The sequence below is a fragment of the Bradyrhizobium sp. ORS 86 genome (assembly GCF_045571475.1).
In the GTDB taxonomy this organism is placed as follows: domain Bacteria; phylum Pseudomonadota; class Alphaproteobacteria; order Rhizobiales; family Xanthobacteraceae; genus Bradyrhizobium.
This window is the reverse complement of record NZ_CP120699.1, coordinates 7460570-7474028: the sequence shown is the minus strand read 5'-3', so window position 1 is coordinate 7474028 and position 13459 is coordinate 7460570. Positions and strand designations below refer to the sequence as shown.

Below are 13459 nucleotides of genomic sequence, written 5' to 3'. Positions count from 1 at the left end.
CTGGATGAAGCGAAGCGAAATCCGGGACTGCTCTGTCCGTGGACATGTCAATCCCGGATTGCGCTGCGCTCCATCCGGGCTAGGCCGGGCCGCAGCTACTTCACCCGCTGCTTCTCGAGCTTGCGCGCCAACGTGCGGCGGTGCATGCCGAGGCGGCGGGCGGTTTCGGAGATGTTGAAATCGGTCTCGATCAGGGTCTGGTGGATGCGCTCCCATTCCAGCGTCTTGATCGAGGTGGGACGCGCGCCGACCTCGATGTCGGCGTTGCCGGCCGCCTTCTGAAACGCCGCCTCGATGTCGTCGGTGTTGGAAGGCTTGGCCAGATAGTGGCAGGCGCCGAGCTTGATGGCCTCTACCGCAGTGGCGATGCTGGCGAAACCGGTCAGCACCACGATCAGCATCTCCGGATCGTGCGCGTGTAGCGCTTCCACGCAGGCAAGACCGGAGGCGCCGCCGGCGAGCTTGAGGTCGATCACGGCATAGCCGGGCGATTGCTGCTCCAGCAGATGGCGGACCTCGTCGAGCGAGGTCGCGACGACGACGCCGTAGCCGCGGCGCTCGAACGATCGTTTGAGGGTGCGGGCAAAGCCGGCGTCGTCCTCGACGATCAGAAGCTGGCGTTCATCCGTCAAGCTCGTCTCCGATCACTAACGTCGACAGCGGAAGCTCGAGCCTGACAGCGGCGCCGATATCGGGCCGGTTGCGCGCCGTCACCACGCCGCCAAGCTTGCGCACGACATTGACGACCAGGAACAGGCCGAGGCCGCTGCCGGGGCTGCCCTTGGTCGATTGATAGGGCTTGCCGACGTTCGGGAGCATCTCGCGCGGAAAGCCCGGGCCGCGGTCGGTCACCGACAGCACTAGCGTGTCGTCCTTCCGCTCTGCCATCAGTTCGATCCAGTCGCGCGAAACCTCGGCGGCATTGTCCAGCACATTGAAGATCGCCTGTTTGAGCGCAATGTCCGACACGATCGGCAGATCGGCGCCGAACGCATTGCGGAAATACAGCGTGGCCGAGGGCCGCGTCGTCCGCCATTCGTCCACCAGCGCGGTCAGGAAGGCCGCGACCGTGGTCGGCGCGGAGCCTTCGCCGCGCGCCTCGCCGGCCGACAGCAGGATGCCCGTCACGATCGATTTGCAGCGCTGTAGCGACGTCTCCATCTCGCCGAGGTCCTGCGACAGCTCGGGGTCGGAGCTGAGCGCGGGCATGCGGCGCCAGTCGCTCAGGATGACCGAGAGCGAGGCGAGCGGCGTGCCGAGCTCGTGCGCGGCCCCGGAGGCCAGCAGGCCCATCCGCACGATATGGTCCTGCTCGGCGGCATGCTGGCGCAGCGCGGCGAGGTGCGCATCGCGGTCGCGCAGATTGCGGTTGATGCGGGTCACGAACACCACGAGCAGCACGGCGTCGAGCACGAGGCCGATGAACGTGCCGGCGATATACCGGCTGAACGGATCGCCAAATCCTTCGTGCGGCAGCGCCAGCGGCTGGTAATAGCCGGTCAGCCAGGCGTAGCTCATGCAGACCAGCGCCACCAGCGACCAGGTCGATGGAGCGTCGAGCAGCACCGCGCCGAGCGTCACCTGCAGCAGATAGAGCGACGTGAAGGGATTGGTGGCGCCGCCGCTGAGATAGAGCAGGGTTGTCAGCGCCGCCACGTCGAGCGCCAGCGCGATCAGCAGCTCGCGGTTGTTGATGTCGGCGCGGTAGCGGACCCAGAGCAGGCTGACGAGATTGAGCGCCACCAGGCCGCAGATCACGCCTGCCATCGGCAACAGCGGCAGGTCGATGCCCATCCAAAACTGGACAAAGGCGATGGTGGCGATCTGGCCGATCACCGCCGTCCAGCGCAACTGGATCAGCAGCGCCATGTTCTTGCGATTGGTCGCAGCGTCGGTCGGCGATGGCGCGGTGAGATCGAATGACAGGCCGGCGGGCGCGCTGCCGGCAGGCGGCGTCACGGCACCTTCTGCCGCCGTTTCGTCGTCATGCGGATCCGATGTGCGCTCGAGCATCTGGGCCTGGGTTGCGAGACAGGTTGCGTGCTGCGCCGATCAGGCGGCGCACGGCGGCGCGTCGGGGATCGGAGCCGCCGGCGCGACCCCTGCCGCGCACAGCGCGCAGCAGTGCAACCGCCAGCATAAAGGCGAGCGTGAACCATGTCAGTGCGTAAATCAGGTGGCTGTTATGAAACCGCACCACGGTGAGTCCGCCGACCGGGTAACCGCCGGGATTCGGGGTGGCGTCGGCATCGATGAAGAAGGGCGCGACCTGCGACAATCCATGCGTGGCCGCGATCGCGGCGACATCGCGCGAGTACCAGCGGCCGGCCGCGGGGTCGTTGCTGCGCAGAAAGCCGCCCTTCGGTTCCGACATCCGCAGGAGGCCGGTGAAGCTCACCACGCCTTGCGGAGCGCCCTCGCGCCGTGTCGCGGGATCGCGCTTCTCGGCGGGCACAAAACCGCGGTTGACCAGCACGGTGGTTCCGTCGGTCCTTCGCAGCGGGGTCAGCACCCAGGAGCCGGGACCGTCGTCGGTCACGGCCTGGACCAGGGTTTCGTCCGCATGCAGGAAGGTGCCGGTCACGGTGACGCGGCGGTATTCATCACCGGCGGCCGTCACGGCAGGCCACGAGGAGGCGGCCGGCAGCGGAGCGGGGGCAGCGTGAATGCGCTGCTCGACCCGCTCGATCAAGGCCAGTTTCCAGGCCCTGCGCTCGATCTGCCAGACCCCGAGCGCGGTCAGCAGCACCACGCCCAGCATGCCGAGCGTGAGGAGCAACACAGAGGGCCTGGACGACCGCATCGTCACGGCATCTGGCTCATGTCGTGCATCGGCATCATGTTGATGTTGAGGTGATGCATGACCCACAGCGATCCGGTCAGCGCGATCACCACCATGATGACCGTGAAGATCAGCGCCATCATGGTCCAGCCGTTCTCGGACCGGGTGTTCATGTGCAGGAAGTAGATCATGTGCACCACGATCTGCACCGCGGCGAGCAACAGCACGATCAGCGCGGTGACCTGCTTGTCCGCGATTGCGCCGGTCATCACCAGCCAGAACGGCACCGCGGTGAGGACGACGGAGAGACCGAAGCCGATCAGGTAGCTCGAAAGCGTGCCGTGCGCCGCCGCGTCGTGGGCGTGGTGGCCGTGATCGCCGGCGTTGGATGGCAGGGCGTGAGAGTCTGAGGTCATCGCAGCATTCCCAGGAGATAGACGAAGGTGAAGACGCCGATCCAGACCACGTCCAGGAAGTGCCAGAACATGGAGAGGCACATCAGGCGGCGCCGGTTGGCCTCGATCAGGCCGAAACGCGCGACCTGCACCATCAGCGTCGTCAGCCAGACCAGGCCGAAGGTGACGTGCAGACCGTGGGTGCCGACCAGCGTGAAGAACGACGACAGGAAGGCGCTGCGCTGCGGCGTCGCGCCCTCGTGGATCATGTGCGCGAACTCGGTGAGCTCGATGCCGAGGAACGCGAGGCCGAACAGTCCTGTTATCGCGAGCCAGGCCTGCGTCGCGCCGATCTTCGATTTCTCCATCGTCAGCATGGCGAAGCCGTAGGTGATCGAGGAGAGCAGCAGCATCGTCGTGTTGAGCGCGACGAGGTTGAGATCGAACAGGTCCTTCGGCGCAGGACCGGCGGCGTAGTTGCCGCCGAGCACACCGAAGGTTGCGAACAGGATCGCAAAGATCAGGCAGTCGCTCATCAGGTAGATCCAGAAGCCCAGCATGGTGCTGGCGCCTTCGGGATGCGCGTGCTCGTCGATGACGTGGAAGACCGGTTCGGAATTCTGCGTGGAGACGGTTGCTACAGTCATGACTTTGCTCCCGCGGAAAGCAAATGCGTCCGCGTGTCTTCGACCCGACTCACTTCATCCGCCGGGATGTTGAAGTCGCGGTGATAGTTGAAGGTGTGGCCGATCGCGACCGCGAGCAGCCCAATGAAGCTGACGGCAGCAAGCCACCAGATGTACCAGATCAGGCCAAATCCCATCACCGTTGCGAGGCCGGCGAGGATGATGCCGGTTCCGGTATTGGAGGGCATGTGGATCGGCTTGAAGCCGGACAGCGGACGCTTGTAGCCGCGGCGCTTCATGTCCCACCACGCGTCGTTGTCGTAGACGACAGGCGTGAAGGCGAAGTTGTAGCTCGGCGGCGGCGACGAGGTGGCCCATTCCAGCGTGCGTCCGTTCCAGGGATCGCCGGTGACGTCGCGGAGCCGCTCGCGCTTCAAGAAGCTCACCGCGAACTGCACCAGCATCGAGACGATGCCGAGCAGGATCAGGAATGCGCCGATGCCCGCGATGATAAACCAGATTTGCAGGCTCGGATCGTCGAACACGCGCAGGCGGCGGGTGACGCCCATCAGGCCGAGCACATAGAGCGGCATGAAGGCGACATAGAAACCCGTAACCCAGAACCAGAATGACAGCTTGCCCCAGAACGGATCGAGCTTGAAGCCGAACGCCTTCGGGAACCAGTAGTTGATGCCGGCGAACAGGCCGAACAGCACGCCGCCGATGATCACGTTGTGGAAGTGCGCGACCAGGAACAGGCTGTTATGCAGCACGAAGTCGGCCGGCGGCACCGCGAGCAGCACGCCGGTCATGCCGCCGATCACGAAGGTGAGCATGAACGCCACCGTCCACATCATCGGCAGCTCGAAGCGGATTCGGCCGCGATACATCGTGAACAGCCAGTTGAACATCTTCGCGCCCGTCGGGATCGAGATGATCATGGTGGTGATGCCGAAGAACGAGTTCACGCTGGCGCCGGAGCCCATCGTGAAGAAGTGGTGCAGCCAGACCAGGTAGGACAGGATGGTGATGACGACGGTGGCGTAGACCATCGAGGTATAGCCGAACAGCCGCTTGCCCGAGAACGTCGCGGTCACCTCGGAGAAGATGCCGAACGCCGGCAGCACCAGGATGTAGACCTCGGGATGGCCCCAGATCCAGATCAGGTTCACGTACATCATCGGGCTGCCGCCGAAGTCGTTGGTGAAGAAATTGGTGCCGACGTAGCGGTCGAGCGACAGCAGCACCAGCACGGCCGTCAGCACCGGGAAGGAGGCGACGATCAGGACGTTGGTGCAGAGCGTGGTCCAGGTGAAGACGGGCATCTTCATCATCGTCATGCCCGGGGCGCGCAGCTTGACGATGGTGCAAATCAGGTTGATGCCCGATAGTGTCGTGCCGACGCCGGCGACCTGGAGGCCCCATATGTAATAGTCGACGCCGACGTCAGGACTGTAGCCGATATTCGACAGCGGCGGATAGGCGAGCCAGCCGGTGCGGGCGAACTCGCCGACGAACAGCGAGGCCATCACCAGCACCGCGCCGCCGACCGTCATCCAGAAGCTGAAATTGTTCAGGAACGGGAAGGAGACGTCGCGGGCGCCGATCTGCAGCGGCATGATGTAGTTCATCAGGCCCGTGACCAGCGGCATCGCCACGAAGAAGATCATGATCACGCCGTGCGCGGTGAACACCTGATCGTAGTGATGCGCCGGGAGGTAGCCCTCGGAGCCGCCAAAGGCGATCGCCTGCTGCAGGCGCATCATCAGAGCGTCGGCGAAGCCGCGCAGCAGCATCACGATGCCGAGGATCATGTACATGATGCCGATGCGCTTGTGATCGACGGTGGTGAACCACTCGCGCCACAGATAGCCCCACAGCCGGAAATAGGTGACGGCGGCGAACAGCGCGAGGCCGCCGGTCGCGACCACGGCGAAGGTGCCGACCAGGATCGGCTCGTGCAGCGGCAGCGCGTCCAGATTGAGGCGGCCGAAGATCGCCTTGATGATTTCAGGATTGTTGAACATGCGGCCCTCTTAGGACTCTGATTTCGAACGCTGCCCAAACAGCAGCGACGTCGATGACGGATGGGCGGGAGAGAATGGCGGGCGCTTCATGCCGACGCCGCGCAGCGGGGTCATGTCCGACGGCGCGAAGATCTCGCGCGACGGCGTGTCCTTCAGCTCGTCGATCGAGCAGATGCCGGCGACGAAGGTCGGCTGGTTGCCGAGCGGCGCGCCACGCCTCGCGTATTTGTCGTAGGTCAGCGGCAGCGTGTTGTTGAGACCCTCGCGGCCGAGGCCGCCCTTGGCGTCGATCGCCATCATCTCGCTCACGCACATCTTGCCAGTCTCGACGCACATGTTGAGGATCGCTTTGTAGAGGTCGCGATCGACCGAGCCGTAGAGGCGAACCGGTTCATTCTGGCTCGGGCGCTCGAGCTGCAAATAGTCGCTGCGGCCGAGCATGTTGCTGCTGGCCTTGGCGTTCGTGATCCACTTGTCGAAATCGGAGGCCGAGAGGCTCTTGAACGCGAAGTGCATGCCGGAGAAGCCGGCGCCGCTGTAGTTGGCGGAGAAGCCCCTGAAGGTGCCCTGCTCGTTGGCGACGGCGTGCAGCTTCGTCTCCATGCCGGGCATGGCGTAGATCTGGCCGGCCAGTGCGGGGATGTAGAAGGAGTTCATCACGGAGGACGCCGTGATGCGGAAGCGGATCGGGCGATCGACCGGAGCGGCGAGCTCGTTGACGGCGGCGACGCCGTAGTCCGGGTAGATGAACAGCCACTTCCAGTCGAGCGCGACCACCTCGACATTGAGCGGCGCGTCCTTGCTCTCGATCGCTTTGCCGGCATCGATGCGGCCAAGCGTGCGGTAGGGATCGAGCAGATGGGTGCCCATCCAGGTTAGCGCACCCAGGCAAACGATGATGAGCAGCGGCGCCGACCAGATCACGAGCTCGAGCTGGGTCGAGTGATCCCACTCCGGCTCGTAGGGCACGGCGGTGTTGGATTGGCGGTAGCGCCAGGCAAAGAACACCGTCAGCGCCATCACCGGCAGGACGATCAGCAACATCAAAACGGTGGAGATGACGACGAGGTCGCGCTGCTGGGCGGCGACGTCGCCGGCAGGCGCCAGGACGACGAAATCGCACCCGCCGAGCAGGGCCACAAACGGCAATAAGGCCAATAATTTCAAGGCGCGCACAGCTTACCCCGCTGGAATTTTATGAGTTCCGCCAAGGGGTAGCTGCGATGCAACAAAACGGACATTGGACAATTTGTCCAATGTTGCACTGCGAGATAGGGCGCGAAACAGTCGATTGGACCGCGCGGCAAAGTCTGTCCGCGGCCTCACTCCAAGGACGGTTCACGGCGCGATGGCACAGGCCCCAGCAATGGCTCACGGCAACCCGGCGACTTCTTCAGGTCACGGGCATGCAAAACCCGGCGAAATCGCCATCGGCGTCATCATCGGACGCACCTCGGAATTCTTCGACTTCTTCGTCTACGCGATCGCCTCGGTGATCGTGTTTCCGAAGCTGGTGTTCCCGTTCGTCAACGAGCTGACCGGCACCCTCTATTCCTTCGGGCTGTTTGCGCTCGCCTTCGCTGCCCGACCGCTCGGCACCGTCATCTTCATGGCGATCGACCGCCGCCACGGCAAGGGCGCCAAGCTCATCATTGCGCTGTTTCTGCTCGGCACGGCCACGGTGGCGCTCGCATTCCTGCCCGGCTACAGCGAGATCGGTGTGGCGGCGATCTGGCTGCTCGCTGCGGCGCGGGTCGCGCAGGGTATCGCCTGGGGCGGCGCCTGGGACGGTCTCGCCTCGCTGCTCGCGATGAACGCGCCGGCGCGGCATCGCGGCTGGTTCGCGATGGTGCCGCAGCTCGGCGCGCCGCTCGGGCTGATCGTGGCGAGCGCGCTGTTCGCCTTCTTCGCCGGCAACCTGTCGGCGGAGGATTTCTTCGACTGGGGCTGGCGCTATCCGTTCTTCGTCGCCTTTGCCATCAACGTCGTGGCGCTGTTCGCGCGGCTGCGCATGGTGGCAACGGATGAATATTCCGAACTGTTCGAAAGCCGCGACCTGCAGCCGGCACCCGTCGGCGAGACGGTGAGGCAGGAGGGCCGCCACATCCTGCTCGGCGCGTTCGCGCCGCTGGCGAGCTTTGCCCTGTTCCACATGGTGACGGTGTTTCCGCTGTCCTGGGTGTTCCTGTTCACCAAGGAAAGCCCGGTGCGCTTCCTGATCATCGAGATGATCGGCGCGATGGTCGGCGTCGCCGCGATCGTCGCCTCCGGCATGATCGCCGACCGGGTCGGCCGCAAGCCGTTGCTGCTGGGCTCGGCGATCGCGATCGCGGTGTATAGCGGCTTCGCGCCGCAACTGCTCGATGCCGGTCCGCTCGGCGAGACGGTCTACATGGTGCTCGGCTTCGTGCTGCTTGGTCTCTCCTTCGGGCAGTCCTCGGGCGCGATCGCGTCCAGCTTCGCGCGGGCCTATCGCTACACGGCCTCCGCGCTGACGTCGGATTTGGCCTGGCTGTTCGGCGCCGGCTTCGCCCCGCTCGCTGCGCTGTTGCTGGCAACCCATTTCGGGCTGATCTCGGCGGGCGCATATCTGTTGTCGGGCGCAGTCTGGACCTTGCTCGCGCTGTGGCTGAGCGGCCTGCGCGAAGCCGAGGGGTGATACCTGTAGCCCGGATGGAGCGCAGCGAAATCCGGGACCGCTCTCCCCGCGGACGGACTTGTCCCGGATTGCGCTGCGCTCCATCCGGGCTCTTCTCCTTCCCCCTGAAAGGGGGAAGGTGGGGATGGGGGTCAGCCGCTGGCGACGCTGTATGCGGAGAGAGAAGATCCCCACCCGCTTTGCTCTAGCGAGCAAAGCGACCTCCCCTTTTCAAGGGGAGGTGGGAATGCCCCGCAAATCAGCCGATACATCTACATCTACATCCTCACCGAAACAATCCGTCGACGCGGAACGAATATCCCACGCCGATAATATAGTTCGGTGAATTGCGGTTGAGGCCGAACGCGACATGGACGTCGAGCTGCTGCGTCGGCGTCACATGATACATCCCGCCGGAGTTGATGAGCTGGGTCGGCCGCGCGCCATCGGGATAGTCGCCGACATATTCGGTGAACACGCTCACTCGCTCCGTCAGCTTGCGCTCGATCACGAAGGTCGTCTCGCTGATGTGCCGTCCCGTCCGCTCGGCCGGACGGACAAATTCGGTGAACATGCCGCTGACGCCCCAGCCGTCATGCAGCTCCCATGACCACGGCAATTGGATATAGGGCTGAGCGCCGCGCCCGGCGATGTCGGTTGCACCGGTCGGCAGCGCGACGCCGGCCGTGATCGACAGATCGATTTTGCCGGGCACCGGGCTGATCTGCCATTTCACCGCCGGGGTGACATCCGAGAAGCCCGACACGGCGGACGATTTCAAACGGCCGGAGTAGCTTGGCAGGTCGACCAGGACCTCGAGGCAGGGCGCAATGCCCAGCCGCCACCGGCTGTTGCTGCCGTCGATGGTGCGGCCGCCGTCACGCGAGGTCAGGTTGACGCCGTTCTCGTTCTGCAAACTGCCGACCGGCACGACGATACTCGAATTGGTAACGTCGGGCCGGTCGGTCGCGATGTCGTCGCTCGCCTTGGGGCAGCTATCCGCGCGTGCGGCGGAGGCTGCCGCAACTGCGAGCACAGCGAGCATGCGAGCGACGGCGCCGAGGCGATTGAGAAACACTGGGGATGCTCCAATGGCGCGGCGCGGCTGCGGAGGTGGCAGCTCCGATATGGATCGGCGGGCGCGTACGGATATTCCCGGCCTAGTGAAAAAACTTCAGGGATGAGGCAGGCGTCGGCCGCGTATAATCATTTGGCGCGCAACGAGGGCTACGCGATCGCGCCTCAATCCACCACGATCTTGACGCGGTCGCGCGGCTTCACCTGCGCGTGAGCGTCGAGCCCGTTCAGCACGCGGAAACGTTCGGCCGGGTGATCGACGCCGGCCATCCGGTGCGACAGCGATTCCACGGTGTCGCCCGGCTGCACGTTGATGACCTTGATGCGTAGCGGCCGCGCGGCCTGGATCTCCTCGAGCGTCAGGCGGCGGAACGAGTTGACGGTCTCGCGCGCATTGCGTTCGCTCTCGGTGGTCTTCTGCTTGGCAGCGAAGATGAAGCGGTAGACGTCGGTGCCGAAGCGCAGCGCATAGACCTTGAACTGCCACTGGTCGCCATGGGCCGTGGCCGACGCCGCCGGGAAGCCGTTGATGTTGAGGTCTTCGGTCGATGACTTCTCGACGCCTTCCATCCAGCCGGAATTGAGATAGTCGCCGAGCGACTGCTCGGCCGGCACCCGGACGACGTCGAAGCGCATCGCCTGGCTGCCGCCCTCGCGTACGCCGATCACGGCTTGTGCGGTGTTGTCGAGCGTGAAGTTGTCGGGTGCCGTGAAGGTGAAGCCGAGCTTTGGATGCAGGAAGCGGCGGCCGCGTACGAAGCCTTCGCTCGGGTCCTCGCCATAGACGATGTTGTCGATCGCGGCGAGATAGGCCTCGCGGTCGCGGTCGTTGTTCTCGGGCGAGGTGTATTGCCGCGCGATCGCCTGGGCATTGGCGACGCGCTCGGGCGTTGCCGGGTGCGACGACAGGAAGTCCTGTGCGCGGGGATCGAGCGCGGTCCTGCCGATCTTGAGCGCCGCGTTGCGCTCCATCGCGCTCAGGAATCGCGAGGCGCCGTAGGGATCGAAATGCGCCCGTGCGGCGATCCCGACGCCGATGCCGTCGGCCTCGAATTCCTGCTGCCGCGAGAAGCTCGCCATCGTCAGCTTGGTCTTGGCCAGCGCCAGCGCGGTCAAATCGGGATCGTTGCTCATGTCGGTGACGACGCGCGTCACCACGGCGGCCTGCCGAGCCTGGTCCTCGCGGATCGAGGCGTGCTTGGCCAGCACATGCGCCATCTCATGGCTGAGCACGGAGGAGAGTTCGGAGGTGTCGCTGGCGAGCGCAATCAGCCCGCGCGTCACGTAGAGCTGGCCGGTCGGCAGTGCAAAGGCGTTGACCGCGCCGGAATTGAGGATGGTGACCTTGTAGGCCTGGTCGGGCCGATCGGAGGCCGCAACCAGCCGCTCGACGATCTTGCTGATCAGCGCCTCGAGCTTCGGATCGTCATAGGCGCCGCCATAGGAGGACAGGATCCGCTCGTGCTCGCGCTCGGTCGCGGGCGTTTGCTGCACGATGCGGTTCGGCTTCACCGGGACGGCCGCCGCCGCGGTGGGCGCGACCTGCTCAAACCGGCCGACATTGCTGCAGGCTGCGAGCATCAGCGCGGCGCAGACGAGCGGCAGCGCAGCCGCAAGGCGGCGGCCTGTCACTCCCTCACGCCGTCCTGCACGCTTTCTCAAGTCTACAGCTCGCAATTGTTGAATGAACCGGCCGGGGTACGGCCAGTACGGGCACATCCCCTAGTTCTCGCCGAGCACTTCAATCTGCCCCACCCGGAGCAATTCGATACGTGGCCCACGTCGCGCTTCCACCCAGCCTCGGACGCGAATCTTTCGATTTTCGAGGGACTTGGGCGCGAGCCCGGCCGCCTCAAACGCAGGGACTATGCGCTTTGAAATAGTCGCCGCAAAGTCCTGTGTCCAGTTTCGGCCGAAATTCAGATAGGTTGTGGCCCCGGCCTGCCGTACCGACAAAACCCGGCCCTCGACCACAGCAAACCGACCGATTCCGGCCAAAATATCGCCCGGACTTTCGGCGTTTTTTATGACGGTGGCCTCGCCCCAGGTTCCCGCCCGGGCCCGCCGGGCCTCGGCCTCCGCGGCCATCAGCGTCGCCGCGCAATCCTTATCGGTCACGTCGGGTGACACCAGCGCGAGGCCGCGCCGCAACAGCTCGCCCTGCACGGACGTGTCGGCGTCGGCGAGGAAAGCATAGGCCGGCTGACGGCCGTAGCGGTCCGGCATGTCGTCGCCGCCGCGCAAGGTCACCTCGCGCCCGGCCAAGATCCCGGACAAGGCTGCGCGGGCCTTCGCCACGTCTGCCACCTCGATGCCGGCGAGCCTGACCTCGCGGCCGTCGTCCAGACGGAAGCTGCGTGCATCGACAACAGCGGCAACGCGGCCTTCGCCCTGGGTCTCGAAGTTGCATCCTGCGGCGTGGCCTCTGCCGCAAGCAAGCAGCGCCGCGCAGACTATGAGTGCGCGGCGAATGGATATCGGCGGAATCCACATCGACCATCCTTGCATCGATCGATCTTCGCACATTTCAGCCATTCCGTTCAGCGGAAAACGTGAGCCAGCTCCGCGACTTGCCGCTGTGAATGGCATGCGGCATGATCCCGCGCGCGTGAAACGGACCGGCCGCGATGGAATGCGGCGCGGGCTTCCAGGGAGGGGTTTGATGAGACGAGTTTTGGCCGGCGTGCTGGCCTGCGTGCTTGCGATTTCGGCGAATACAGCGCTGGCGCAGGAGAAGCCCCCGTTGAAGCTCGGCGGTATCCTCGACATGTCGAGCCTCTATGCCGACATCACCGGCTCCGGCAGCGAGACCGCCGCCAAGATGGCGGTGGAGGATTTTGGAGGCGAGGTGCTCGGCCGCAAGATCGAGGTCGTCGTCGGCGACCATCTCAACAAGGCCGACCTCGCCGCCAACATCGCCCGTGACATGTTCGACAACCAGCATGTCGAGATGATCTTCGACGTCGCGGCGTCCGCAACTGCGCTCGCCGCCGCCGAGATCGCCAAGGCACGCGGCAAGATCATCATGTTCAACGGGCCCGGCTCGATCCGCCTCACCAACGAGGCCTGCGGTCCCTATACCGTGCACTACGTGTTCGACACCTTCGCGCAGGCCAACGTCACCGGGCTCGCCGCGGTGAAATCCGGCCTCGACACCTGGTTCTTCCTGACCGCGGACTACGCCTTCGGTCAGGACCTGGAGAAGGACACCTCCAACGTGGTGGTGAAGTCCGGCGGCAAGGTGCTGGGCAGCGTCCGGCATCCGATCAACACCTCGGACTTCTCATCCTTCCTGCTGCAGGCGCAGGCCTCGAAGGCTAAGGTGATCGGGCTCGCCAATGCCGGCGGCGACACCATCAACGCGATCAAGCAGGCCGCGGAGTTCGGCATCAGCAAGGGCGGCCAGAAGCTGTCGCCGCTGCTCGCCTTCGTGACCGATATCGACAGCGTCGGGCTCGATACCGCGCAGGGCCTGCTGTTGGCCGAAGCCTTCTACTGGGACCTCAACGACGACACCCGTGCCTTCACCAAGCGCTTCATGGAGCGCACCAAGCGGGTGCCGACCTCGGCGCAGGCCGGGGTCTACTCTTCCGTGCTGCATTACTTGCAGGCGGTGAAGGCCGCGGGCACCACCGATTCGGCCGCCGTCATGAAGCTGATGAAGGAGACCCCGATCAACGACATGTTCGCCAAGAACGGCAAGATCCGCGAGGACGGCCGCATGGTGCACGACATGTACCTGTTCGAGGTCAAGAAGCCGTCGGAGTCCAAGGGCCGCTGGGATGATTACAAGCTGCTCGCGACCGTGCCGGGCGACCAGGCGTTCCAGTCGCTGGCGGAGTCGCGCTGTCCGCTGGTGAAGAAGTGACGGAGTGACGAAGTCACGTGACGCCACAACAACCAACAACAACGAA

12 protein-coding genes are annotated in these 13459 nt (G+C 64.9%); 2 read left to right on the top strand and 10 right to left on the bottom strand.

Going from position 1 to position 13459, the window contains the following annotated elements:
• Positions 1-95 precede the first annotated feature (95 nt).
• From P6U25_RS34560 to cyoA, 7 genes are read right to left on the bottom strand one after another with little or no spacing between them, the layout of a single operon-like run.
• Positions 96-632 (bottom strand): response regulator transcription factor, encoded by a 537-nt coding sequence (locus tag P6U25_RS34560; RefSeq protein ID WP_407149202.1) that lies wholly within the window; start codon positions 630-632, stop codon positions 96-98.
• Positions 622-2013: an ATP-binding protein gene (locus tag P6U25_RS34555; RefSeq protein ID WP_407149200.1), complete on the bottom strand. Its 1392-nt coding sequence runs from the start codon at positions 2011-2013 to the stop codon at positions 622-624. The genes P6U25_RS34560 and P6U25_RS34555 overlap by 11 nt, the downstream gene beginning before the upstream one ends.
• The gene (locus tag P6U25_RS34550; protein WP_407149199.1) at positions 1985-2779 is read right to left on the bottom strand and encodes an SURF1 family protein; all 795 of its coding nucleotides are present in this window, start codon (positions 2777-2779) and stop codon (positions 1985-1987) included. Before P6U25_RS34550 ends, P6U25_RS34555 begins: the two co-directional genes overlap by 29 nt.
• Positions 2780-2805: 26 nt before the next feature.
• Complete coding sequence (gene cyoD / locus P6U25_RS34545; RefSeq protein ID WP_407149198.1) at positions 2806-3198, bottom strand: cytochrome o ubiquinol oxidase subunit IV; 393 nt, start codon at positions 3196-3198, stop codon at positions 2806-2808.
• On the bottom strand, positions 3195-3824 hold the full coding sequence (gene cyoC / locus P6U25_RS34540) for a cytochrome o ubiquinol oxidase subunit III (protein WP_407149197.1): 630 nt from the start codon (positions 3822-3824) through the stop codon (positions 3195-3197). Before cyoC ends, cyoD begins: the two co-directional genes overlap by 4 nt.
• Positions 3821-5830, bottom strand: coding sequence for a cytochrome o ubiquinol oxidase subunit I (gene cyoB / locus P6U25_RS34535; protein WP_407149196.1), 2010 nt, complete (start codon positions 5828-5830; stop codon positions 3821-3823). The genes cyoC and cyoB overlap by 4 nt, the downstream gene beginning before the upstream one ends.
• 9 nt (positions 5831-5839) lie before the next feature.
• Positions 5840-7006 carry a ubiquinol oxidase subunit II gene (gene cyoA, locus P6U25_RS34530; protein ID WP_407149195.1) on the bottom strand — a complete coding sequence of 389 codons (1167 nt, stop codon included), beginning with the start codon at positions 7004-7006 and terminating at the stop codon, positions 5840-5842.
• A 190-nt stretch (positions 7007-7196) separates the two neighbouring features.
• Between cyoA and P6U25_RS34525 the strand changes: the two genes are divergently transcribed.
• Entirely contained in the window at positions 7197-8489 is a 1293-nt protein-coding gene (locus tag P6U25_RS34525) for an MFS transporter (RefSeq protein WP_407149194.1), read from the top strand.
• 265 nt (positions 8490-8754) lie between these two features.
• Here the strand turns inward: P6U25_RS34525 and P6U25_RS34520 are convergent, their stop codons facing one another.
• The 3 genes from P6U25_RS34520 to P6U25_RS34510 all read right to left on the bottom strand — a co-directional run bounded on the left by P6U25_RS34520 (position 8755) and on the right by P6U25_RS34510 (position 12053).
• Entirely contained in the window at positions 8755-9546 is a 792-nt protein-coding gene (locus P6U25_RS34520; protein WP_407149193.1) for a transporter, read from the bottom strand.
• A 164-nt stretch (positions 9547-9710) separates the two neighbouring features.
• Positions 9711-11126, bottom strand: a complete 1416-nt coding sequence (locus tag P6U25_RS34515) for a M48 family metalloprotease (RefSeq protein WP_407152697.1) — start codon at positions 11124-11126, stop codon at positions 9711-9713.
• A 141-nt stretch (positions 11127-11267) separates the two neighbouring features.
• The gene (locus P6U25_RS34510) at positions 11268-12053 is read right to left on the bottom strand and encodes a thermonuclease family protein (protein WP_407152696.1); all 786 of its coding nucleotides are present in this window, start codon (positions 12051-12053) and stop codon (positions 11268-11270) included.
• Between the two features lie 154 nt (positions 12054-12207).
• On the opposite strand from P6U25_RS34510, the gene P6U25_RS34505 reads away from it, so the two are divergent.
• The gene (locus P6U25_RS34505; protein ID WP_407149192.1) at positions 12208-13413 is read left to right on the top strand and encodes an ABC transporter substrate-binding protein; all 1206 of its coding nucleotides are present in this window, start codon (positions 12208-12210) and stop codon (positions 13411-13413) included.
• Positions 13414-13459 lie beyond the last annotated feature (46 nt).